Genomic DNA, 23,929 nt, shown 5'->3' with positions numbered 1-23,929 from the left:
ATAATAACGATGGCGATGAAAAAGTTGCTCATAGCGTCGCTGCTGTTTAGCAGCGCCACCGTATACGGTGCTGAAGGGTTCGTAGTGAAAGACATTCATTTCGAAGGCCTTCAGCGTGTCGCCGTTGGTGCGGCCCTCCTCAGTATGCCGGTGCGCACAGGCGACACGGTTAATGATGAAGATATCAGTAATACCATTCGCGCTCTGTTTGCTACCGGCAACTTTGAGGATGTTCGCGTCCTTCGTGATGGTGATACCCTTCTGGTTCAGGTAAAAGAACGTCCGACCATTGCCAGCATCACTTTCTCCGGTAACAAATCGGTGAAAGATGACATGCTGAAGCAAAACCTCGAGGCTTCTGGCGTGCGAGTGGGGGAATCCCTCGATCGCACCACCATTGCCGATATCGAGAAAGGTTTGGAAGACTTCTACTACAGCGTCGGTAAATACAGCGCCAGCGTAAAAGCTGTCGTGACCCCACTGCCGCGTAACCGTGTTGACCTAAAACTGGTGTTCCAGGAAGGTGTGTCAGCTGAAATCCAGCAAATCAACATTGTTGGTAACCATGCTTTCACCACCGACGAACTGATCTCTCATTTCCAGCTGCGTGACGAAGTGCCGTGGTGGAACGTGGTAGGCGATCGTAAATACCAGAAACAGAAACTGGCGGGCGACCTTGAAACCCTGCGCAGCTACTATCTGGATCGCGGTTATGCCCGTTTCAACATCGACTCTACTCAGGTCAGTCTGACTCCAGATAAAAAAGGTATCTACGTCACGGTAAACATCACCGAAGGCGATCAGTACAAACTCTCTGGCGTTGAAGTGAGCGGTAACCTTGCCGGGCACTCTGCGGAAATCGAACAGTTGACTAAGATCGAGCCGGGTGAGCTGTATAACGGCACCAAAGTGACCAAAATGGAAGATGACATTAAAAAACTTCTCGGTCGCTACGGTTATGCCTATCCGCGCGTGCAGTCGATGCCTGAAATCAACGACGCCGACAAAACTGTTAAATTACGTGTGAACGTTGATGCGGGTAACCGTTTCTACGTACGTAAGATCCGTTTTGAAGGTAACGACACCTCGAAAGATGCCGTCCTGCGCCGCGAAATGCGCCAGATGGAAGGTGCCTGGTTAGGCAGCGATCTGGTCGATCAGGGTAAAGAACGTCTGAATCGTCTGGGCTTCTTTGAAACGGTTGATACCGATACCCAACGTGTTCCGGGTAGCCCGGACCAGGTTGACGTGGTCTACAAGGTAAAAGAGCGCAACACCGGTAGCTTCAACTTTGGTATCGGTTACGGTACTGAAAGTGGTGTGAGCTTCCAGGCTGGCGTGCAGCAGGATAACTGGTTAGGTACCGGTTATGCTGTTGGTATCAACGGGACCAAAAACGATTACCAGACCTATGCTGAATTGTCGGTAACCAACCCGTACTTCACTGTAGATGGTGTAAGCCTTGGCGGTCGTGTCTTCTATAATGACTTCCAGGCAGATGACGCTGACCTGTCCGACTATACCAACAAGAGTTATGGTACAGACGTGACGTTGGGCTTCCCGATCAACGAATATAACTCGCTACGTGCGGGTTTGGGTTATGTCCATAACTCCCTGTCCAACATGCAGCCGCAGGTTGCGATGTGGCGTTATCTCTACTCTATGGGTGAGCATCCAAACACCTCTGATCAGGATAACAGCTTCAAAACGGACGACTTCACGTTTAACTATGGTTGGACCTATAACAAGCTCGACCGTGGTTACTTCCCGACGGATGGTTCCCGTGTCAACCTGACCGGTAAAGTGACCATTCCGGGATCGGATAACGAATACTATAAAGTGACGTTAGACACGGCGACCTATGTGCCGATCGACGACGATCACAAATGGGTTGTTCTGGGTCGTACTCGTTGGGGCTACGGTGATGGTTTAGGCGGCAAAGAAATGCCGTTCTATGAAAACTTCTATGCAGGTGGTTCCAGCACCGTGCGTGGCTTCCAGTCCAATACCATCGGTCCGAAAGCGGTTTACTTCCCGCATCAGGCCAGTGATTATAATCCGGACTACGATTATGAATGTGCAACTCAGGACGGTGCAACCGACCTGTGTAAATCGGATGATGCAATCGGGGGGAACGCTATGGCGGTTGCCAGCCTGGAACTCATCACTCCGACGCCGTTCATTAGCGATAAGTATGCCAACTCGGTCCGTACCTCCTTCTTCTGGGATATGGGTACCGTTTGGGATACTAACTGGGATTCAAGTCAGTACTCTGGATATCCGGACTATAGTGATCCAAGCAATATCCGTATGTCTGCGGGTATCGCATTACAATGGATGTCCCCATTGGGGCCGTTGGTGTTCTCCTACGCCCAGCCGTTCAAAAAGTACGATGGAGACAAGGCTGAACAGTTCCAGTTTAACATTGGTAAAACCTGGTAAGTGTTCTCCACAAAGGAATGTAGTGGTAGTGTAGCGATGACTTTAGGCGATCTCGATAAGATCGCCGGGCCACGCAAAGAACTGCACCTTCCGGTGCAAATGGGATGGTAAGGAGTTTATTGTGAAAAAGTGGTTATTAGCGGCAGGTCTCGGTTTAGCACTGGCAACTTCTGCTCAGGCGGCTGACAAAATTGCGATCGTCAATATGGGCAGCCTGTTTCAGCAGGTAGCACAGAAAACCGGTGTTTCTAACACGCTGGAAAATGAGTTCAAAGGCCGTGCCAGCGAACTGCAGCGTATGGAAACTGATCTGCAAGCTAAAATGAAAAAGCTGCAGTCCATGAAAGCCGGCAGCGATCGCACTAAGCTGGAAAAAGACGTGATGGCTCAGCGCCAGACTTTTGCTCAGAAAGCGCAGGCTTTTGAGCAGGATCGTGCACGTCGTTCCAACGAAGAACGCGGTAAACTGGTTACTCGTATCCAGACTGCTGTGAAATCCGTTGCCAGCAGCCAGAGCATCGATCTGGTTGTTGACGCAAACGCCGTTGCTTACAACAGCAGCGATGTAAAAGACATCACTGCTGACGTACTGAAACAGGTTAAATAAGTAATGCCTTCAATTCGACTGGCTGATTTAGCGCAGCAGTTGGATGCAGAACTACACGGTGATGGCAATATCGTCATCACCGGCGTTGCGTCCATGCAATCTGCACAAACAGGTCACATCACGTTCATGGTTAACCCTAAATACCGTGAACATTTAGGCTTGTGCCAGGCGTCCGCGGTTGTCATGACTCAGGACGATCTCCCTTTCGCGAAAAGTGCCGCGCTGGTAGTGAAGAATCCCTACCTGACTTACGCGCGCATGGCGCAAATTTTAGATACCACGCCACAGCCCGCGCAAAACATTGCACCGAGTGCAGTGATCGACGCGACGGCGAAGCTGGGTAACAACGTATCAATTGGCGCTAACGCGGTGATTGAGTCCGGCGTTGAACTGGGCGATAACGTGGTTATCGGCGCCGGTTGCTTCGTTGGTAAAAACAGCAAAATCGGTGCAGGTTCGCGTCTTTGGGCGAACGTGACGATTTACCATGAGATCCAGATTGGTCAGAATTGCCTGATCCAATCCGGAACTGTGGTAGGCGCTGACGGCTTTGGCTATGCCAACGATCGTGGTAACTGGGTGAAGATCCCGCAGATTGGTCGCGTAATTATTGGCGATCGCGTGGAGATCGGCGCATGTACCACCATCGATCGCGGTGCGCTGGACGACACCGTTATTGGCAATGGCGTGATCATTGATAACCAGTGCCAGATTGCACATAACGTCGTGATTGGCGACAATACGGCGGTTGCCGGTGGCGTCATTATGGCGGGCAGCCTGAAAATTGGTCGTTACTGCATGATCGGCGGTGCCAGCGTAATCAACGGGCATATGGAAATATGCGATAAAGTGACGGTTACGGGCATGGGTATGGTGATGCGTCCCATCACTGAACCAGGCGTCTATTCCTCAGGCATTCCGCTGCAACCCAACAAAGTCTGGCGCAAAACCGCTGCACTGGTGATGAACATTGATGACATGAGCAAGCGTCTGAAGTCGCTTGAGCGCAAGGTTAATCAACAAGACTAACGTTCCATCTTTTGTTCGCCAAACTTTACGGCCTGTCTCATTCTTACGATTGCGGCAGGCCGTGTTATTATTGTCGTTTCTTATATTTTGACAGGAAGAGTATCTTGACTACTAACACTCATACTCTGCAGATTGAAGAGATTTTAGAACTTCTGCCGCACCGTTTCCCGTTCTTACTGGTGGATCGCGTGCTGGATTTTGAAGAAGGTCGTTTTCTGCGCGCAGTAAAAAATGTCTCTGTCAATGAGCCATTCTTCCAGGGCCATTTCCCTGGAAAACCGATTTTCCCGGGTGTGCTGATTCTGGAAGCTATGGCACAGGCAACAGGTATTCTGGCGTTTAAAAGCGTAGGAAAACTGGAACCGGGTGAGCTGTACTACTTCGCCGGTATTGACGAAGCGCGCTTCAAGCGCCCGGTCGTGCCAGGCGATCAAATGATCATGGAAGTCACTTTCGAAAAAACGCGCCGCGGCCTGACCCGTTTTAAAGGGGTTGCTCTGGTCGACGGTAAAGTAGTTTGCGAAGCAACGATGATGTGTGCTCGTAGCCGGGAGGCCTGATACGTGATTGATAAATCCGCCTTTGTGCATCCAACTGCCATTGTGGAAGAGGGCGCGTCGATTGGCGCTAACGCCCACATTGGTCCTTTTTGTATCGTTGGACCCCATGTCGAAATTGGTGAGGGTACCGTACTGAAATCTCACGTTGTCGTGAATGGTCATACTAAAATTGGCCGCGACAATGAGATTTATCAGTTCGCCTCCATCGGTGAAGTTAACCAGGATCTGAAATATGCTGGCGAACCGACCCGCGTGGAAATCGGCGATCGTAACCGCATTCGCGAAAGCGTCACCATTCATCGTGGCACGGTCCAGGGCGGTGGATTGACGAAGGTGGGCAGCGACAACTTACTGATGATCAACGCGCACATTGCGCACGATTGTACGGTAGGTAACCGCTGCATTCTCGCCAACAACGCAACGCTGGCGGGTCACGTATCGGTAGACGACTTCGCGATTATCGGCGGCATGACCGCAGTCCATCAGTTCTGCATCATTGGTGCGCACGTGATGGTAGGCGGTTGCTCTGGTGTGGCGCAGGACGTCCCTCCTTATGTCATTGCGCAGGGTAACCATGCAACACCGTTCGGTGTCAATATCGAAGGGCTGAAGCGCCGCGGATTCAGCCGTGAGGCGATTACCGCTATCCGCAATGCGTATAAGCTGATTTATCGCAGCGGTAAAACGCTCGATGAAGTGAAACCGGAAATTGCTGAACTGGCGGAAACATATCCGGAAGTGAAAGCGTTTACCGATTTCTTTGCACGCTCAACGCGCGGTCTGATTCGTTAATGACTGAACAGCGTCCATTAACGATTGCCCTGGTCGCCGGAGAAACCTCCGGCGATATCCTGGGGGCCGGTTTAATCCGTGCTCTGAAAGAACGTGTGCCCAATGCCCGCTTTGTTGGTGTTGCCGGGCCACGAATGCAAGCCGAAGGTTGCGAAGCCTGGTACGAAATGGAAGAGCTGGCGGTGATGGGCATTGTTGAAGTGCTCGGGCGTCTGCGTCGCTTACTGCATATTCGTGCCGATCTGACAAAGCGTTTTGGCGAACTGAAGCCAGATGTTTTTGTCGGTATTGATGCGCCTGACTTCAATATTACCCTTGAAGGTAACCTTAAAAAGCAGGGTATCAAAACCATTCATTATGTCAGTCCGTCCGTCTGGGCGTGGCGACAGAAACGCGTTTTCAAAATAGGCAGAGCCACCGATCTGGTGCTCGCATTTCTGCCTTTCGAAAAAGCGTTTTATGACAAATATAACGTGCCGTGCCGTTTTATCGGTCACACCATGGCTGATGCCATGCCGTTAGATCCAGATAAAAACGCCGCGCGTGATGTGCTGGGGATCCCTCACGATGCCCACTGTCTGGCGCTGTTGCCGGGAAGTCGTGGCGCGGAAGTTGAGATGCTTAGCGCCGATTTCCTGAAAACTGCCCAGCTTTTGCGCCAGACGTACCCTGAGCTGGAGATCGTGGTGCCGCTGGTAAATGCCAAACGCCGTGAGCAGTTTGAACGCATCAAAGCTGAAGTCGCGCCAGACCTGTCGGTTCATATGCTGGATGGAATGGGCCGTGAGGCGATGGTCGCCAGCGATGCGGCGCTATTGGCATCGGGTACGGCTGCACTGGAGTGCATGCTGGCGAAATGCCCGATGGTGGTGGGGTATCGCATGAAGCCTTTCACCTTCTGGTTGGCGAAGCGGCTGGTGAAAACCGATTATGTCTCGCTGCCAAACCTGCTGGCGGGCAGAGAGTTAGTTAAAGAATTATTGCAGGAAGAGTGTGAGCCGCAAAAACTGGCTGAGTCGCTGTTACCGCTGTTGGCGAACGGGAAAACCAGCCACGCGATGCACGACACCTTCCGCGAGTTGCATCAGCAGATCCGCTGCAATGCCGATGAGCAGGCGGCACAAGCCGTTCTGGAGTTAGCACAATGATCGAATTTGTCTATCCGCACACGAATCTGGTTGCAGGTGTGGATGAAGTTGGGCGCGGGCCGTTGGTTGGCGCGGTCGTTACCGCTGCCGTGATCCTCGATCCGGCGCGCCCGATTGTCGGGTTGAATGATTCCAAAAAGCTAAGTGAAAAACGTCGTCTTGCGCTCTGTGAAGAGATCAAAGAGAAAGCGTTAAGCTGGAGCCTGGGCCGTGCGGAACCTCATGAAATCGACGAACTGAATATTTTACACGCGACCATGCTGGCGATGCAGCGTGCCGTCGCTGGGCTGCATATTGCGCCGGAATATGTGTTGGTTGATGGTAACCGCTGCCCGAAATTACCGATGCCGTCGATGGCTGTAGTTAAAGGCGATAGCCGCGTACCGGAAATCAGTGCTGCGTCTATCCTGGCGAAAGTGACGCGCGACGCTGAAATGGCGGCGCTGGACATCGTTTATCCACAATATGGCTTTGCCCAACACAAAGGGTATCCAACCGCTTTTCATCTGGAAAAACTGGCTGAATATGGCGCGACTGAACATCATCGTCGCAGCTTTGGGCCTGTCAAACGCGCACTGGGACTTGCGTCCTGATTCTTGTGTCGAGATTAAGTAAACCGGAATCTGAAGATGTCTGAACCACGTTTCGTACACCTGCGGGTGCACAGCGACTACTCGATGATCGATGGCCTGGCCAAAACCGCGCCGCTGGTAAAAAAGGCGGCGGCGTTGGGTATGCCTGCGCTGGCGATCACCGATTTCACCAACCTTTGCGGTCTGGTGAAGTTCTACGGAGCGGGACATGGCGCAGGGATTAAGCCCATCGTCGGGGCGGATTTTAATGTCCAGTGCGACTTATTGGGTGATGAGTTAACCCACCTGACGGTGCTGGCGGCGAACAATACCGGCTATCAGAATTTGACGTTGCTGATCTCAAAAGCGTATCAGCGCGGGTACGGTGCCGCCGGACCGATCATCGATCGCGACTGGCTTATCGAATTAAACGAAGGGTTGATCCTTCTTTCCGGCGGGCGCATGGGCGACGTCGGACGCAGTCTTTTGCGTGGTAACAGCGCACTGGTGGACGAGTGTGTCGCGTTTTATGAAGAACACTTCCCGGATCGCTATTTTCTCGAACTGATTCGCACCGGCAGACCGGACGAAGAAAGCTATTTGCACGCGGCGGTGGAACTGGCGGAAGCGCGCGGTTTGCCCGTCGTGGCGACCAACGACGTGCGCTTTATCGACAGCAGCGACTTTGACGCACACGAAATCCGCGTCGCGATTCATGACGGTTTTACCCTCGACGATCCCAAACGCCCACGTAGCTATTCGCCGCAGCAATATATGCGTAGCGAAGAGGAGATGTGCGAGCTGTTTGCCGACATCCCCGAAGCCCTTGCCAACACCGTTGAGATCGCCAAACGTTGTAACGTGACTGTGCGTCTTGGTGAATACTTCCTGCCGCAGTTCCCGACCGGGGACATGAGTACTGAAGATTATCTGGTCAAGCGTGCAAAAGAGGGGCTGGAAGAGCGTCTGGCATTTTTATTCCCTGATGAAGAAGAACGTGTTAAGCGCCGCCCGGAATATGACGAGCGTCTGGAGACTGAACTTCAGGTTATCAACCAGATGGGCTTCCCGGGCTACTTCCTCATCGTTATGGAATTTATCCAGTGGTCGAAAGATAACGGCGTACCGGTAGGGCCAGGCCGTGGCTCCGGTGCAGGGTCACTGGTGGCCTACGCGCTGAAAATCACCGACCTCGATCCGCTGGAATTTGACCTGCTGTTCGAACGTTTCCTTAACCCGGAACGTGTCTCCATGCCTGACTTTGACGTTGACTTCTGTATGGAGAAACGCGATCAGGTGATCGAACACGTGGCAGACATGTACGGTCGTGATGCGGTATCGCAGATCATCACCTTCGGTACGATGGCGGCGAAAGCGGTGATCCGCGACGTAGGCCGCGTGCTGGGGCATCCGTACGGCTTTGTCGACCGTATCTCGAAACTGATCCCGCCCGATCCGGGGATGACGCTGGCAAAAGCGTTTGAAGCTGAGCCACAGCTGCCGGAAATCTACGAAGCGGATGAAGAAGTTAAGGCGCTGATCGACATGGCGCGCAAACTGGAAGGGGTCACCCGTAACGCCGGTAAGCACGCCGGTGGGGTGGTTATCGCGCCGACAAAAATTACTGATTTTGCGCCACTTTATTGCGATGAAGAGGGCAAACATCCGGTCACCCAGTTTGATAAAAGCGACGTTGAATACGCCGGGCTGGTGAAGTTCGACTTCCTCGGTTTGCGTACGCTCACCATCATCAACTGGGCGCTGGAGATGATCAACAAGCGGCGAGCGAAGAATGGCGAGCCGCCGCTGGATATCGCCGCGATCCCGCTGGATGATAAGAAAAGCTTCGACATGCTGCAACGCTCGGAAACCACGGCGGTATTCCAGCTTGAATCGCGCGGCATGAAAGACCTGATCAAGCGTCTGCAACCTGACTGCTTCGAAGATATGATCGCACTGGTGGCACTGTTCCGCCCCGGCCCGTTGCAATCAGGGATGGTGGATAACTTTATCGACCGTAAACATGGTCGCGAAGAGATTTCCTACCCGGACGTGCAGTGGCAGCATGAAAGCCTGAAACCGGTACTGGAGCCAACCTACGGCATCATCCTGTATCAGGAACAGGTCATGCAGATTGCCCAGGTGCTTTCTGGTTATACCCTCGGTGGCGCGGATATGCTGCGTCGTGCGATGGGTAAGAAAAAGCCGGAAGAGATGGCTAAGCAGCGTTCTGTATTTGCTGAAGGTGCAGAAAAGAACGGGATCAACGCCGAACTGGCGATGAAAATCTTCGATCTGGTGGAAAAATTCGCCGGTTACGGATTTAACAAATCGCACTCTGCGGCCTATGCTTTGGTGTCATATCAAACGTTATGGCTGAAAGCGCACTATCCGGCGGAGTTTATGGCGGCGGTAATGACCGCCGATATGGATAATACCGAGAAGGTGGTGGGCCTGGTGGATGAGTGCTGGCGGATGGGGCTGAAAATCCTGCCACCAGATATAAACTCCGGTCTTTACCATTTCCACGTCAACGACGACGGCGAAATCGTGTATGGTATTGGCGCGATCAAAGGGGTAGGTGAAGGTCCGATTGAGGCCATCATCGAAGCCCGAAATAAAGGCGGCTATTTCCGCGAACTGTTTGATCTCTGCGCTCGTACCGACACCAAAAAGTTAAACCGGCGAGTGCTGGAAAAACTGATCATGTCCGGGGCGTTTGACCGTCTGGGGCCACACCGCGCGGCGCTGATGAACTCGCTGGGCGATGCGTTAAAAGCGGCAGATCAACACGCGAAAGCGGAAGCCATCGGTCAGGCCGATATGTTCGGCGTGCTGGCCGAAGAGCCGGAACAAATTGAACAATCCTACGCCAGCTGCCAGCCTTGGCCGGAGCAGGTGGTGTTAGATGGGGAACGTGAAACGTTGGGGCTGTACCTGACGGGCCACCCCATCAATCAGTATTTAAAAGAGATTGAGCGTTATGTCGGAGGCGTAAGGCTGAAAGACATGCACCCGACAGAACGTGGTAAAGTCACCACGGCTGCGGGGCTCGTTGTTGCCGCGCGGGTTATGGTCACCAAGCGCGGCAATCGTATCGGTATCTGCACGCTGGATGACCGTTCCGGGCGCCTGGAAGTGATGTTGTTTACAGACGCCCTGGATAAATACCAGCAATTGCTGGAAAAAGACCGCATACTTATCGTCAGCGGACAGGTCAGCTTTGATGACTTCAGCGGTGGGCTTAAAATGACCGCTCGCGAAGTGATGGATATTGACGAAGCCCGGGAAAAATATGCTCGCGGGCTTGCTATCTCGCTGACGGACAGGCAAATTGATGACCAGCTTTTAAACCGACTCCGTCAGTCTCTGGAACCCCACCGCTCTGGGACAATTCCAGTACATCTCTACTATCAGAGGGCGGATGCACGCGCGCGGTTGCGTTTTGGCGCGACGTGGCGTGTCTCTCCGAGCGATCGTTTGTTAAACGATCTCCGTGGCCTCATTGGTTCGGAGCAGGTGGAACTGGAGTTTGACTAATACAGGAATACTATGAGTCTGAATTTCCTTGATTTTGAACAGCCGATTGCAGAGCTGGAAGCGAAAATCGATTCTCTGACTGCGGTTAGCCGTCAGGACGAGAAACTGGATATTAACATCGATGAAGAAGTGCATCGTCTGCGTGAAAAAAGCGTAGAACTGACACGTAAAATCTTCGCCGATCTCGGCGCATGGCAGATTGCCCAACTGGCACGCCATCCACAGCGCCCTTATACCCTGGATTACGTTCGCCTGGCATTTGATGAATTTGACGAACTGGCTGGTGATCGTGCGTATGCAGATGACAAAGCTATCGTCGGTGGTATCGCACGTCTTGACGGTCGTCCGGTGATGATCATTGGTCATCAGAAAGGTCGTGAAACCAAAGAAAAAATTCGCCGTAACTTTGGTATGCCAGCACCAGAAGGTTACCGCAAAGCTCTGCGTCTGATGCAAATGGCTGAACGCTTTAAGATGCCAATCATCACCTTTATCGACACTCCTGGAGCTTATCCGGGCGTGGGCGCAGAAGAACGCGGTCAGTCTGAAGCCATCGCGCGCAACCTGCGTGAAATGTCTCGCCTTAGTGTACCGACTATTTGTACCGTTATCGGTGAAGGTGGTTCTGGCGGCGCGCTGGCGATTGGCGTGGGCGATAAAGTGAATATGCTGCAATACAGCACCTATTCCGTTATCTCGCCGGAAGGTTGTGCGTCCATTCTGTGGAAGAGCGCCGACAAAGCGCCGCTGGCGGCTGAGGCGATGGGTATCATCGCTCCGCGCCTGAAAGAACTGAAACTGATCGACTCCATCATCCCGGAACCGCTGGGCGGCGCTCACCGTAACCCGGAAGCGATGGCGGCGTCTTTGAAAGCGCAACTGCTGGCGGATCTGGCCGATCTCGACGTGTTAAGCACTGAAGATTTAAAAAATCGTCGTTATCAGCGCCTGATGAGCTACGGCTACGCGTAATCAGCAAATATTCTGAAAAGGGTCACTTCGGTGGCCTTTTTTTCTATGTAGTTTATTTAGTCATATTATAAATACATTTAGATAATCTTACTTTCGTTTTCCCCTGCCATAAAATTCTTGAACTCATGTTGATAACTCCGATTTCGGAGGCATATACCAATATACACAGTGGTCAAAAATAATATAAATTTATCAATCTCATAGAATTTTTAAGGATAAAATATGAAAGCAATTTTAGGATTTGATCATCTTCTTATGCCGCGTGTTCTGGTGTTTTTTTACTGGCTGGCTATGGTGCTGACACTGATAGGCGGTGTCTTCTCCATATTTAGCGGAAACATTATCTTAGGGTTAGCTTATACCGTCATTGGTCTTATAAGCTGTCGTATGACTTTCGAATTAATTATGATAGCGTTTAAGAATAACGAATATTTGCGCCGCATTGCCGAGAGTGTTAGCAAGAATAGCGCAGAGTAATCTCCCGCAAAGCGCTTCACCAAACCGCATCTCAACCGCTATTACAGGCGTTTGAGATGTTGTTTTAAAGTCAGTGTAAATGTCTGATTCATCTTTCCTGTAATTTGTGCGTATTATCAATATATAGCGATGCACGTGCGTATCATATCAATGCAGGAGATTCTATGTTGGGGTTAAAACAGGTTCACCATATTGCGATTATTGCGACGGATTATGCGGTGAGCAAAGCTTTTTACTGCGACATTCTCGGCTTCACGTTGCAAAGCGAAGTCTATCGTGAAGCGCGAGATTCGTGGAAAGGGGATTTGGCACTTAACGGGCAGTACGTGATTGAGCTTTTCTCATTTCCGTTTCCGCCGCAACGACCCAGTCGACCGGAAGCCTGCGGCCTGCGCCATCTGGCTTTTAGCGTTGATGATATCGATACGGCAGTGGCGCACCTGGAAAGCAATAACGTGAAATGTGAAGCGATACGTGTCGATCCATACACGCAAAAACGCTTCACGTTCTTTAACGACCCTGACGGACTGCCGCTGGAACTGTATGAGCAGTAAGGCTTGTCATTACTGCATTTGCCCGGTAACGTGCCGGGCATCGCTACTGTAAAATCGCGCTATCATGACACTCACACTGAATACACAACTTCTCACCTCACGCCAGATTCTGGCGGCCTTTAGCGGCGGGCTTGACTCTACCGTTCTGCTGCATCAACTGGTGCAGTGGCGGGCGGAAAATCCGGGCGTCGCTTTGCGCGCTATCCATGTGCATCATGGGTTAAGTGCCAATGCTGATGCCTGGGTGAAACATTGTGAAAATATCTGCCAGCAGTGGCAGGTGCCGCTGGTGGTTGAGCGTGTGCAGCTTGCGCAAGAGGGGTTAGGCATTGAGGCCCAGGCGCGGCAGGCGCGTTATCAGGCATTTGCCCGCACCTTGTTACCTGGCGAAGTGCTGGTCACAGCGCAACATCTTGACGATCAATGTGAAACCTTTCTGCTGGCGCTAAAACGCGGAAGCGGCCCCGCCGGGCTTTCGGCTATGGGGGAAGTCTCGGAGTTTGCCGGAACGCGGCTTATCCGTCCGTTGCTCGCCCGTACGCGGGGAGAACTGGCGCAGTGGGCATTGGCGCATGGTTTACGCTGGATTGAAGACGAAAGTAATCAGGACGATTCCTACGATCGTAACTTCCTGCGCCTGCGCGTGGTGCCGTTATTGCAGCAGCGTTGGCCACATTTTGCCGAAGCGACGGCCCGAAGTGCCGCACTTTGCGCCGAACAAGAGAGCCTGCTGGATGAACTGCTGGCGGATGATTTAGCGCACTGCCAAACGCCGCAAAGGACGCTGCAGATTGCGCCAATGCTGGCGATGAGTGATGCCCGTCGCGCCGCGATTATCCGCCGCTGGCTGGCAGGGCTGAATGCCCCAATGCCTTCCCGCGACGCGCTGGTGCGGATCTGGCAGGAAGTGGCGCTGGCGCGGGAAGATGCTTCCCCCTGTTTACGTTTTGGCGCGTTTGAAATCCGCCGCTATCAGTCGCAATTGTGGTGGATTAAATCCGTCGCCGGGCAAAGCGAAACCATTGTGCCGTGGCAGACGTGGCTACAACCGCTGGAATTACCGGCGGGGCTGGGAAGTGTACAGCTTACTGCGGGAGGCGATATTCGCCCTCCGCGTGCAGACGAAGCGGTCAGCGTGCGTTTCAAAGCGCCAGGATTGCTGCATATTGTCGGGCGCAACGGCGGACGTAAGCTGAAGAAAATCTGGCAAGAGCTGGGCGTGCCGCCGTGGCTACGTGACACCACGCCACTGCTGTTTTATGGCGAAACGCTGATTGCGGCGGCAGGGGTATTTGTGACGCAAGAAGGTGTGGTTGAAGGTGAGAAGGGCGTAAGTTTTATCTGGCAGAAAACACTTAGTTAAGTGAAAGCCGGATAAGACGCTTCAAACGTCGCATCCGGCGAAAGTCAATCAGGACTCGCTCACCACCACCGTACCGATTTCCGGGTGGCTAAAGCTGGTAATTTTATCCAGACGTAGCTCGCGGGTTTCGCCAGCGGCCTCGACGACCAGATACTCCACATTTTTGCGGGAGACTAAATCGCTGGCCTTCGCCTGCAATTTTTCGCCATCTTTCAGCTCAAGTGTCAGCATTAAATGATGCTGGCAGGCGAGCTCAAGATTATCGTAATCATCACAATTGATTGGTTGATACGTATCATTCATTGACATAATCGCTCACCAGTAAGTTTGCCGCAGCGTATGCTGCTTTTTCCCTGACAGCCTCAGAAAGGGCGTCGTCGGCAGCCATTTCATTCAGCACTTTCAAAACGCAGCCCAGCGCGTCCGGAACGTATCCTAAGTCTCCGCTGGCGATTTCCGCGTACCGCTTGCGTATTAACTCACAATATTTTTCCACATGCCCTCCTGTCAGCACTCTGACTTAACCGTGGATGCAAGTCTAAGCCTACGAAGATAAACTCTGTTTCGCAAGGTGACTATACCACACTCATTTCTGCAATATCAGCGCCGCAACTGCACGTATTCCGTTACAATGGCCTCCTGATTCGAAAGGAGTTTTCTTATGGCGCTTAAAGCGACAATTTATAAAGCGACGGTTAATGTGGCCGATCTCGACCGCAACCAGTTTCTCGATGCCTCTCTGACGCTGGCGCGCCATCCTTCAGAAACCCAGGAGCGCATGATGCTGCGCCTGCTGGCGTGGCTGAAATATGCTGATGAACGTCTGCAATTTACCCGAGGTTTGTGTGCCGATGATGAGCCGGAAGCGTGGCTGCGTAACGATCACCTGGGCATTGATTTGTGGATTGAACTGGGGCTGCCGGATGATCGACGGATTAAGAAAGCCTGCACCCAGGCCGCAGAAGTGGCGCTGTTTGCCTATAATAGTCGGGCGGCGCAAATCTGGTGGCAGCAAAATCAGAGCAAATGTGCGCAGTTTGCTAATCTTTCCGTCTGGTATCTGGACGACGAGCAGCTGGCGAAAGTGAGTGCCTTTGCCGATCGTACCATGACGCTGCAGGCAACGATTCAGGATGGCGTGATCTGGTTATCGGATGATAAGAATAATCTGGAAGTGAACTTAACCGCCTGGCAACAACCTTCATGATTGTGATTTCCCGACATGTTGCTATCCCCGATGACGAGCTTGAGATCACTGCTATTCGTGCACAGGGCGCGGGTGGGCAGCATGTCAATAAGACCTCAACGGCCATTCATCTGCGTTTTGACATTCGGGCGTCCAGCCTGCCAGAGTATTACAAAGAGCGCCTGCTCGCCGCCAGCCATCATTTAATCAGCAGCGATGGCGTGATTGTCATTAAGGCGCAGGAATACCGTAGTCAGGAGCTTAACCGCGAAGCGGCGCTGGCCCGGTTGGTGGCAGTGATTAAAGAATTAACAACAGAACAAAAAGCCCGACGACCCACGCGGCCCACCCGCGCATCAAAAGAGCGCAGGCTGGCATCGAAGGCACAAAAATCAAGCGTGAAGGCGATGCGCGGCAAAGTGCGCAGCGGTCGGGAGTAAAAAGAAGGAATGGATGGTGAGAAAAGCGATAGTGACAGCGATGGCTGTAATCAGCCTCTTTACTCTGATGGGATGTAACAATCGGGCCGAAGTCGATACGCTTTCTCCGGCGCAGGCTGCCGAACTGAAACCGATGCCGCAAAGTTGGCGCGGCGTGCTGCCGTGTGCCGATTGCGAAGGGATCGAAACCTCTCTGTTCCTCGAAAAAGATGGAACCTGGGTGATGAACGAACGCTATCTTGGCGCTCGTGAAGAGCCTTCATCCTTTGCCTCTTACGGTACATGGGCGCGAACTGCCGACAAGCTGGTATTAACCGACAGTAAAGGCGAAAAGTCATATTATCGGGCGAAAGGGGATGCGCTGGAGATGCTCGATCGCGAAGGCAATCCGATTGAATCGCAGTTCAACTACACGCTGGAACCGGCAAAATCGAGCATGCCAATGACGCCGATGACCCTGCGTGGCATGTATTTCTATATGGCAGACGCAGCAACTTTTACTGATTGCGCGACCGGAAAACGTTTTATGGTGGCGAATAACGCAGAGCTGGAGCGTGGCTATCTGGCGGCTCGTGGTAACAGTGAAAAACCGGTGTTATTGTCAGTTGAAGGTCACTTTACGCTGGAGGTTAATCCGGATACCGGTGCGCCGACCAAATTATTAGCGCCCGATACGGCGGGTAAATTTTACCCGAACAAGGATTGCAGTAGTTTGGGGCTGTAACCCGTCTTGAGACAGAAACAAACGAAAAAATGCCTGATGCTCTGCGCTTATCAGGCCTACAGCATATAATGCAATATTTTGAATTGGCACGATTTGTTGGCCGGATAAGGCGTTCACGCCGCATCCGGCATTTTGCACACGAGGCTGGCTTTTATCACTTGGTCAGCCCAACAAAGCGACCCGCCTTGATATAAATCCCAGGCTTCAGGTGCCCAACATACTGTAACTGCGTTTCTGGCTTAAACGCAGAGACATCACCAGTACGCATATGCATCAGATCGGCAGGGCTAATCCAACCTGACTGCGCCAGCGTAAGCGGATGCCCGGATTTGGCAAATGCATCAGTGACAAATTCCGAACAAAACCACGACTTTTTGCCTCCTTCGCCCACACTGCTTAACTGTGCTTTTGCCAGGCCGCTGACGCACTGTTGGCGAAAATCCTCGGAAAAAGGATTTAGTGAGCACATCTGGCGGGTCACCATAAATGGAATGAACTCGACAATGCCGCGATAGTTATACCCGCTATCTTTGATTTTATTGGCGAACGCGGTGATTTCTGTAGCTTGTTGCGGGGTAAGGTCCGGGACTCGTAAAACGAAAAGCTTATCACTGTGCTTCATCGCTTTTTTAAGGGAAACAATCTGGACGCCAGCGCCTGTCGCTTCTGCAACGTTATTATCACCCAGATAGATTGCAACGTGACTCACAGAGGAAGTGCTGAAAACGCGGATCCCAAATGAGGTTACCCCCAGGCTTGAGGAGAAAAGCAAATCGCCGGGTTTGAGATCTGGTTCCGTTATTTCTTTTATTGATTGTTCGGTGAAAGAGCTTTGATGCTGGAATTTAACTGCCCATGTTTTTGCCTCGGCATCTACCGCTGTGGCAGAGGAGTCTGGCTGGCTGATATCAACGGTACAGGCCGAAAGTAAAAGAAAGCAGGGGAGAAGCAGGCGGTAGTGCGCCTTTGGTTTATCCATTTTATACAATCCATGTAAAAAAGGGCCCTGAAATCAGGACCCTTTCTGGCATCAGCCTTTAATCTGTTTCACCAGATAATCGACGATGTCACCAGTCTTAATTAACTGTTTCTCGCCGTTACGACGATATTTATATTCGATATCGTCGTTGTCGAGGTTACGGTCGCCCAGCACAATAGTGTGCGGAATACCGATCAGTTCCATATCAGCAAACATCACGCCTGGACGCTCTTTGCGGTCATCCAGCAGCACTTCGATACCTTGCGCGCGCAGCTCGCTGTACAGTTTCTCGGCCAGTTCCTGTACGCGGAAGGATTTGTGCATGTTCATCGGCAGAATCGCCACCTGGAACGGCGCAATCGCGTCAGGCCATACGATGCCGCGTTCGTCATAGTTTTGCTCAATCGCCGCAGCTACTACACGCGTTACCCCGATACCGTAGCAACCCATTGTCAGGATTTGGTTACGGCCATCTTCACCCTGTACGGAGGCTTTCAGTGCTTCGGAGTACTTGGTACCCAGCTGGAAGATGTGACCGACTTCGATACCACGTTTGATCAGCAGCGTACCCTGACCATCCGGGCTTGGATCGCCCGCCACCACGTTGCGGATATCCGCAATTTCCGGGGTAGCGACATCGCGATCCCAGTTGATACCGAAGTAGTGTTTACCATCGATGTTAGCACCAGCAGCGAAATCACTCATCGCCGCAACGGTGCGGTCAATCACTACCGGAATCGGCATGTTTACCGGACCCAGTGAACCCGGGCCGGCTTTAACCACGGCACGAATTTCTTCTTCAGTCGCAAAAGTCAGCGGGCTTGCAACCTGCGGCAGTTTTTCTGCTTTAACTTCGTTCAGCTCGTGATCACCGCGCACCAGCAGCGCAACCAGCGGGAAGCTACTGCCTTCAACCGCTTTAACCAGCAGAGTCTTAACCGTTTTCTCAATCGGCAGATTGAACTGTTCAACCAGTTCCGCGATGGTTTTCGCGTTCGGCGTATCAACCAGCGTCATCTCTTGGGTAGCAGCAGCGCGCGGTTCTTTCGGCGCGATAGCTTCTGCCAGTTCAATGTTCGCTGCATAGTCAGAGGTGTCGGAGAAGACCACATCGTCTTCACCGCTCTGCGCCAGCACCTGGAATTCGTGAGAGGCGCTACCGCCGATAGAACCGGTGTCGGCCTGTACGGCGCGGAAATCCAGCCCCATGCGGCTGAAGATTTTGCTGTAGGCCGCATACATTGCATCGTAGGTTTCCTGTAGGGATTCCTGAGAAGTATGGAAAGAGTAAGCATCTTTCATCAGGAATTCGCGGGAACGCATGACGCCGAAACGCGGACGCACTTCATCGCGGAACTTGGTCTGGATCTGATAGAAGTTCAGCGGCAGCTGTTTGTAAGAGCTAAGCTCGTTACGAATCAGGTCAGTGATAACTTCTTCATGAGTTGGGCCGAGTACGAACGGACGCTCGCCACGGTCAACAAAACGCAGCAGTTCCGGACCGTACTGTTCCCAACGACCACTCTCTTGCCACAAATCGGCTGGCTGAACCACCGGCATCGACACCTCGATCGCACCGGCGTTGTTCATCTCTTCACGCACGATGTTTTCGACTTTTTTCAGAACGCGCACGCCGGTCGGCAGCCAGGTATATAACCCGGAGGCCAGCTTGCGGATCATCCCGGCGCGCAGCATCAGCTGATGGCTGATCACCTCGGCGTCGGCAGGTGTCTCCTTGAGAGTGGAGAGCAGGTATTGGCTAGTACGCATGTTGTTACGGTTCCAGTTGGAAGGTAGAACAGGCTCAAGGCGAGCCTGGGACAAAAAAAGTGATTTAGTTTACCAGTGCAAAAGAAATGTCAAAAGAGAAGGGCGTGAATTTAACGCGGTTCCAGCGCAAAGACTTCAAAACCTGCGTCGGTGACGCGCCAGCGAACGTTAAAATCATGCAGCCAGACGGCATAGGTTTTGCCCGTTTCCTCACCTTTACGATAGGCCGGGCGCGGGTCCTGCGCCAGTACTTCGCGGATAAACAGCGTTAACTGCGGATAACGCTTCTCCAGTGTCAAAAGCTGCTTTTCGACCTCTGCGGTAAAGCTCACCGCCATTTCTGCCGCTGGCGCATTTTGCGCATAGCTGGCGCTGGCATCGGGAAGCGATTCGGCAAAGGGGAGATACGGTTTGATATCCACCACTGGCGTCCCATCGACCAGATCCAGACTGCCAAGCTTCAGAATCACGCTGTCTTTATGGCAAACAACCTCTTTCAGCTCTACCAGCGACATACCAATCGGATTAGGACGGAAAGTAGAGCGTGTGGCGAAAACGCCCATTCTGGCATTACCACCAAGACGAGGCGGACGCACAGTTGGGCGCCAGCCGCCTTCCATCGTTTGATGAAAGACGAAAAGGATCCATAAATGGCTGAACGCTTCCAGGCCGCGCACGGCGTCGGCCTGGTTGTAGGGAGCAATGAGATGCAGTTCGCCGTTGGCGCTTTTTACCAGACCTGGCTGGCGCGGAACGGCGAATTTTTCTTTATAGGGCGAGCGAATAACGCCTATTTGCTCGAACTGGAAACTGCTCATTTCGCCGTAATGTTAAGCGCAGAACCGATACATACAGCCTGACGATAGCAGCCTGGCGTACCGCTGGTGACTTCGCAGCTATGCAGTAATACCGCATTGGCTTTCATTTTAGAGGCGTTGATTTGCATCCGCTTACGCGCGGTTGGAATGCTTGGCGGAGAGTCCTGATTAGAGGCCTGGCAAGAGTCGCCACTGACTTCACCGAGATCGCGGAACGGTTTGCCGACTAATTCTTCTGCATTGGTATAAATTCGGACCGGTGTGGCGCGCGGCGCTTTCGGTTTTGCTGGCTCCGCTTTCGGCTGGGGTGCAGTGCTTTGAACGGGTTCGACAGGGGATCTGCTTAACATGGAACAGCCGCTTAGCATGAGTGCTACTAAACAGATCGGTAAAGCACGCATAGTATTTCCTCAATGTATGATCAAAACGTCAATATTGAATCAGGAGCTTGTAAAAATGACAAGACGGGCAAGCGCCCGTCCTGAATGATATTACAAATTGTGGAAACAGCCTAAAAATTACCAGCCTTTAACAGCGCCGCCGTTAAACACTTTGTTTGCTGCTTCGTAAACTTCGTCAGACTGATAAGCCTGGACGAATTTCTTCACGTTCTCGGCGTCTTTGTTATCTTCACGCGTTACGATCAGGTTTACGTACGGGGAGTCTTTATCTTCGACAAAGATACCGTCTTTCGCTGGAGTCAGGCCAATCTGGCTGGCATAGGTGGTATTGATAACTGCCAGAGCGATTTGCGCGTCGTCCAGAGAGCGAGGCAGCTGCGGTGCTTCCAGCTCAACAATTTTCAGATTTTTTGGGTTCTCAACAACATCAAGAACGGTCGGCAGCAGGCCAACGCCATCTTTCAGTTTGATCAAGCCCACTTTTTGCAGCAGCAGCAGTGAACGACCAAGGTTAGTTGGATCGTTTGGCACGGCAACCTGCGAACCATCCTGCAGTTCATCCAGTGATTTGATTTTCTTGGAGTAACCAGCAATCGGATATACAAAAGTGTTGCCTACTGCGACCAGTTTGTAGCCACGATCTTTCAGTTGCTGATCAAGGTACGGTTTATGCTGGAAGGCGTTGGCGTCGATATCGCCTTTGCTCAATGCTTCGTTTGGCAGAACATAGTCGTTGAAGGTTACCAGCTCAACGTCCAGGCCATATTTGTCTTTCGCAACTTTCTGCGCGACTTCTGCAACCTGTTGTTCGGCACCGACAATCACGCCAACTTTAATGTGGTTCGGATCTTTTTCATCCTGGCCGCAGCCTACCAGTGCCAGTGATCCAATCAGGGCTCCCACTGCCGCAAAGGTTTTGAATTTGAACGCCATACCTTATTCCTTCTTCAATTATTTATGTTGTGTTGAACGTTACTTGCGAGTGACAGCCCGGACGATGCGGTCGCCTGCGAACTGAATTAAATAAACCAGAATGACCAGCAATACCAGTACCGTGTTCATCACCGTCGCGTTGTAGCCGATGTAGCCATATTGATAGCCAATCTGACCCAACCCACCGGCACCGACTGCACCACCCATCGCGGAATAACCGACCAGGGTAATCAGGGTAATAGTTGCCGCATTTACCAGACCTGGCAACGCTTCCGGTAACAGCACTTTACGGACGATCTGCATTGGCGTGGCACCCATTGCGCGGGAAGCTTCAATTAACCCGGTTGGGATCTCCAGCAGGGCGTTCTCGACCATACGGGCAATAAACGGTGCTGCACCAACGGTTAACGGAACAATCGCTGCCTGCAAACCAATCGATGTACCGACAATAACGCGGGTAAATGGAATCATCCATACCAGCAAGATAATGAACGGGATGGAACGGAAAATGTTCACAATCGCAGAAACGGTACGATACAGCTTCGCGTTAGCAATAATTTGCCCCGGACGCGTGACATAAAGCAGAACGCCAACCGGCAGACCAATCACAAACCCAAAAAAACCGGATACGAAGGTCATTGCCAGCGTTTCCCATACGCCACGAACCAGCAGCCACATCATCGGCTCAGACATAACCCAGTACCTCTACTTTTACATGGTGTTCCTGCAGCCAGGCAATGGCGGCTTGCGTATCTTGTTGTGTGCCGTGCATTTCAGTCAGCATGATGCCGAACTTAACGCCACCGGCGTAATCCATCTGCGCGCTAATAATGTTGTTATTAACGTTGAAACGACGCGCGGTTTCGGAGAGCAGTGGGGCATCGACCGACTGACCGGTAAACTCCAGACGCAGCATAGGCACGCAGTCAGTGAACGGCTCCGCTTGCAGACGTTCCTGGTAATCTTCCGGGATATCCAGATGCAGAGTCGACTGAATAAATTTTTGCGCCAGCGGCGTTTTCGGATGCGAGAACACTTCACTTACCTTGTCCTGCTCGATCAGTTCGCCATTGCTGATGACCGCCACGCAATCACAAATGCGCTTCACAACGTCCATTTCGTGGGTGATCAACAGAATCGTCAAACCCAGACGGCGGTTGATATCTTTCAGCAGTTCGAGGATAGAACGTGTCGTTGCCGGGTCCAGCGCGCTGGTGGCTTCATCACACAGCAATACTTTGGGATTGCTGGCTAATGCACGGGCAATCGCCACACGCTGTTTCTGCCCACCGGAAAGGTTCGACGGATAGCTATCATGCTTATCACCAAGACCAACCAATGACAGCAATTCCGTCACGCGACGTTTGATCTCGTCTTTCGGCGTATTGTCCAGCTCCAGCGGCAGAGCCACGTTGCCAAAAACAGTACGCGAAGAGAGCAGGTTAAAATGCTGGAAAATCATACCAATCTGGCGGCGAGCTTTAGTCAACTCAGATTCTGACAGCGTGGTCAGTTCCTGACCATCGACCAGCACGCTACCCTCGGTTGGGCGCTCCAGCAGGTTTACACAACGTATAAGCGTACTCTTACCCGCGCCTGAGGCACCGATAACGCCATAAATTTGTCCAGCTGGCACATGCAGGCTGACGTTGTTCAACGCCTGGATGGTGCGGGTGCCCTGGTGGAACACTTTGGTGATATTCGAAAGTTTTATCATTGATTATTTATTATCGTCATTAAGTTAGTCGTGGCATTTCGAATGCCTGGAACGGGCATCGCCGTCAATGAAATGGATGTTAAGGCATCCAGACGTCTAAATCAATCAGGTTTATGCGAAGAGCACTTTCTTGCTGGTCGAAACATGCGATACTAGCGTCACATGCCTTATTAAGGAGCTATAAAAGGTGGCGAAGAGCGTACCCGCAATTTTTCTTGACCGTGATGGCACCATTAATGTCGATCACGGCTATGTCCATGAGATCGACAACTTTGAATTTATCGACGGTGTTATTGACGCCATGCGCGAGCTAAAAAAAATGGGCTTCGCGCTGGTGGTAGTAACCAACCAGTCTGGCATTGCTCGCGGTAAATTTACTGAAGCACAGTTTGAAACGCTGACCGAGTGGATGGACTGGTCGCTGGCGGACCGCGATGTTGATCTGGATGGCATCTATTATTGCCCGCATCATCCGCAGGGTAGTGTTGAAGAGTTTCGCCAGGTCTGCGACTGCCGCAAACCACATCCGGGGATGCTTTTGTCGGCACGCGATTATTTGCATATTGATATGGCCGCTTCTTATATGGTGGGCGATAAATTAGAAGATATGCAGGCAGCGGCTGCGGCGAACGTGGGAACAAAAGTGCTGGTGCGTACGGGTAAACCTATTACCCCTGAAGCAGAAACGGCGGCGGATTGGGTGTTAAATAGCCTGGCAGACCTGCCGCAAGCGATAAAAAAGCAGCAAAAATCGGCGTAATGACTAAAAGATGAGCGGTTGAAATAAAAATGCATTTTTCCGCTTGTCTTCCTGAGCCGACTCCCTATAATGCGCCTCCATCGACACGGCGGATGTGAATCACTTCACACAAACAGCCGGTTCGATTGAAGAGAAAAATCCTGAA

The 23,929-nt window shown here is 52.1% G+C and carries 25 protein-coding genes; 16 read left to right on the top strand and 9 right to left on the bottom strand.

Going from position 1 to position 23,929, the window contains the following annotated elements:
* Positions 1–9: 9 nt before the first annotated feature.
* From bamA to tilS, 12 genes are all read left to right on the top strand, one after another.
* Positions 10–2,442: an outer membrane protein assembly factor BamA gene (gene bamA / locus FEK66_RS02945; RefSeq protein ID WP_130205028.1), complete on the top strand. Its 2,433-nt coding sequence runs from the start codon at positions 10–12 to the stop codon at positions 2,440–2,442.
* Positions 2,443–2,563: 121 nt separating this feature from the next.
* On the top strand, positions 2,564–3,049 hold the full coding sequence (gene skp / locus FEK66_RS02940) for a molecular chaperone Skp (protein ID WP_000758958.1): 486 nt from the start codon (positions 2,564–2,566) through the stop codon (positions 3,047–3,049).
* Positions 3,050–3,052: 3 nt separating this feature from the next.
* Positions 3,053–4,078, top strand: a complete 1,026-nt coding sequence (gene lpxD / locus FEK66_RS02935) for a UDP-3-O-(3-hydroxymyristoyl)glucosamine N-acyltransferase (RefSeq protein ID WP_135493479.1) — start codon at positions 3,053–3,055, stop codon at positions 4,076–4,078.
* Between the two features lie 104 nt (positions 4,079–4,182).
* Complete coding sequence (fabZ, locus tag FEK66_RS02930; protein WP_000210739.1) at positions 4,183–4,638, top strand: 3-hydroxyacyl-ACP dehydratase FabZ; 456 nt, start codon at positions 4,183–4,185, stop codon at positions 4,636–4,638.
* A gap of 3 nt (positions 4,639–4,641) precedes the next feature.
* Positions 4,642–5,430, top strand: coding sequence for an acyl-ACP--UDP-N-acetylglucosamine O-acyltransferase (lpxA, locus tag FEK66_RS02925; RefSeq protein WP_000565966.1), 789 nt, complete (start codon positions 4,642–4,644; stop codon positions 5,428–5,430).
* The gene (lpxB, locus tag FEK66_RS02920) at positions 5,430–6,578 is read left to right on the top strand and encodes a lipid-A-disaccharide synthase (RefSeq protein ID WP_135493480.1); all 1,149 of its coding nucleotides are present in this window, start codon (positions 5,430–5,432) and stop codon (positions 6,576–6,578) included. The genes lpxA and lpxB overlap by 1 nt, the downstream gene beginning before the upstream one ends.
* Positions 6,575–7,171 carry a ribonuclease HII gene (rnhB, locus tag FEK66_RS02915; RefSeq protein WP_130205032.1) on the top strand — a complete coding sequence of 199 codons (597 nt, stop codon included), beginning with the start codon at positions 6,575–6,577 and terminating at the stop codon, positions 7,169–7,171. The genes lpxB and rnhB overlap by 4 nt, the downstream gene beginning before the upstream one ends.
* A 36-nt stretch (positions 7,172–7,207) precedes the next feature.
* The gene (gene dnaE / locus FEK66_RS02910; RefSeq protein ID WP_135493481.1) at positions 7,208–10,690 is read left to right on the top strand and encodes a DNA polymerase III subunit alpha; all 3,483 of its coding nucleotides are present in this window, start codon (positions 7,208–7,210) and stop codon (positions 10,688–10,690) included.
* A 12-nt stretch (positions 10,691–10,702) separates the two neighbouring features.
* Complete coding sequence (gene accA / locus FEK66_RS02905; RefSeq protein ID WP_000055746.1) at positions 10,703–11,662, top strand: acetyl-CoA carboxylase carboxyl transferase subunit alpha; 960 nt, start codon at positions 10,703–10,705, stop codon at positions 11,660–11,662.
* Positions 11,663–11,884: 222 nt separating this feature from the next.
* On the top strand, positions 11,885–12,139 hold the full coding sequence (locus FEK66_RS02900) for a DUF4282 domain-containing protein (protein ID WP_130205036.1): 255 nt from the start codon (positions 11,885–11,887) through the stop codon (positions 12,137–12,139).
* 164 nt (positions 12,140–12,303) lie between these two features.
* Positions 12,304–12,693 carry a VOC family protein gene (locus FEK66_RS02895; RefSeq protein WP_130205038.1) on the top strand — a complete coding sequence of 130 codons (390 nt, stop codon included), beginning with the start codon at positions 12,304–12,306 and terminating at the stop codon, positions 12,691–12,693.
* 64 nt (positions 12,694–12,757) lie between these two features.
* The gene (gene tilS / locus FEK66_RS02890) at positions 12,758–14,056 is read left to right on the top strand and encodes a tRNA lysidine(34) synthetase TilS (protein ID WP_135493482.1); all 1,299 of its coding nucleotides are present in this window, start codon (positions 12,758–12,760) and stop codon (positions 14,054–14,056) included.
* 48 nt (positions 14,057–14,104) lie between these two features.
* On the opposite strand, the gene rof is transcribed toward tilS, so the two are convergent.
* Positions 14,105–14,365, bottom strand: a complete 261-nt coding sequence (gene rof / locus FEK66_RS02885; RefSeq protein ID WP_000062312.1) for a Rho-binding antiterminator — start codon at positions 14,363–14,365, stop codon at positions 14,105–14,107.
* Positions 14,352–14,552 (bottom strand): YaeP family protein, encoded by a 201-nt coding sequence (locus FEK66_RS02880; protein WP_000417058.1) that lies wholly within the window; start codon positions 14,550–14,552, stop codon positions 14,352–14,354. The genes rof and FEK66_RS02880 overlap by 14 nt, the downstream gene beginning before the upstream one ends.
* A gap of 165 nt (positions 14,553–14,717) precedes the next feature.
* Between FEK66_RS02880 and FEK66_RS02875 the strand changes: the two genes are divergently transcribed.
* From FEK66_RS02875 to nlpE, 3 genes are read left to right on the top strand one after another with little or no spacing between them, the layout of a single operon-like run.
* Positions 14,718–15,263 (top strand): YaeQ family protein, encoded by a 546-nt coding sequence (locus FEK66_RS02875; RefSeq protein ID WP_135493483.1) that lies wholly within the window; start codon positions 14,718–14,720, stop codon positions 15,261–15,263.
* Entirely contained in the window at positions 15,260–15,682 is a 423-nt protein-coding gene (gene arfB / locus FEK66_RS02870; protein ID WP_130205042.1) for an alternative ribosome rescue aminoacyl-tRNA hydrolase ArfB, read from the top strand. Before FEK66_RS02875 ends, arfB begins: the two co-directional genes overlap by 4 nt.
* 13 nt (positions 15,683–15,695) lie before the next feature.
* Positions 15,696–16,406: an envelope stress response activation lipoprotein NlpE gene (gene nlpE, locus FEK66_RS02865; RefSeq protein ID WP_130205044.1), complete on the top strand. Its 711-nt coding sequence runs from the start codon at positions 15,696–15,698 to the stop codon at positions 16,404–16,406.
* A gap of 154 nt (positions 16,407–16,560) precedes the next feature.
* Here the strand turns inward: nlpE and FEK66_RS02860 are convergent, their stop codons facing one another.
* From FEK66_RS02860 to metN, 7 genes are all read right to left on the bottom strand, one after another.
* Positions 16,561–17,385 carry a YaeF family permuted papain-like enzyme gene (locus FEK66_RS02860; RefSeq protein ID WP_135493484.1) on the bottom strand — a complete coding sequence of 275 codons (825 nt, stop codon included), beginning with the start codon at positions 17,383–17,385 and terminating at the stop codon, positions 16,561–16,563.
* Positions 17,386–17,436: 51 nt separating this feature from the next.
* A complete protein-coding gene (gene proS / locus FEK66_RS02855; protein ID WP_001260707.1) occupies positions 17,437–19,155 on the bottom strand; it encodes a proline--tRNA ligase in 1,719 nt (572 codons plus the stop codon).
* 110 nt (positions 19,156–19,265) lie between these two features.
* Positions 19,266–19,973 (bottom strand): tRNA (N6-threonylcarbamoyladenosine(37)-N6)-methyltransferase TrmO, encoded by a 708-nt coding sequence (tsaA, locus tag FEK66_RS02850; RefSeq protein WP_130205048.1) that lies wholly within the window; start codon positions 19,971–19,973, stop codon positions 19,266–19,268.
* The gene (rcsF, locus tag FEK66_RS02845; RefSeq protein ID WP_001202329.1) at positions 19,970–20,374 is read right to left on the bottom strand and encodes an Rcs stress response system protein RcsF; all 405 of its coding nucleotides are present in this window, start codon (positions 20,372–20,374) and stop codon (positions 19,970–19,972) included. Before rcsF ends, tsaA begins: the two co-directional genes overlap by 4 nt.
* 117 nt (positions 20,375–20,491) lie before the next feature.
* On the bottom strand, positions 20,492–21,307 hold the full coding sequence (gene metQ, locus FEK66_RS02840) for a methionine ABC transporter substrate-binding lipoprotein MetQ (protein ID WP_000874224.1): 816 nt from the start codon (positions 21,305–21,307) through the stop codon (positions 20,492–20,494).
* Positions 21,308–21,346: 39 nt separating this feature from the next.
* Entirely contained in the window at positions 21,347–22,000 is a 654-nt protein-coding gene (locus tag FEK66_RS02835) for a methionine ABC transporter permease MetI (RefSeq protein ID WP_001294600.1), read from the bottom strand.
* Complete coding sequence (gene metN / locus FEK66_RS02830; protein WP_000593990.1) at positions 21,993–23,024, bottom strand: methionine ABC transporter ATP-binding protein MetN; 1,032 nt, start codon at positions 23,022–23,024, stop codon at positions 21,993–21,995. The genes FEK66_RS02835 and metN overlap by 8 nt, the downstream gene beginning before the upstream one ends.
* A gap of 187 nt (positions 23,025–23,211) precedes the next feature.
* On the opposite strand from metN, the gene gmhB reads away from it, so the two are divergent.
* The gene (gene gmhB / locus FEK66_RS02825; RefSeq protein ID WP_130260765.1) at positions 23,212–23,784 is read left to right on the top strand and encodes a D-glycero-beta-D-manno-heptose 1,7-bisphosphate 7-phosphatase; all 573 of its coding nucleotides are present in this window, start codon (positions 23,212–23,214) and stop codon (positions 23,782–23,784) included.
* Positions 23,785–23,929 lie beyond the last annotated feature (145 nt).

Origin of the sequence: Escherichia sp. E1130, from assembly GCF_005781065.1 — a bacterium.
In the GTDB taxonomy this organism is placed as follows: Bacteria; Pseudomonadota; Gammaproteobacteria; order Enterobacterales; family Enterobacteriaceae; genus Escherichia.
This window is presented reverse-complemented; position numbering and strand designations above follow the sequence as displayed.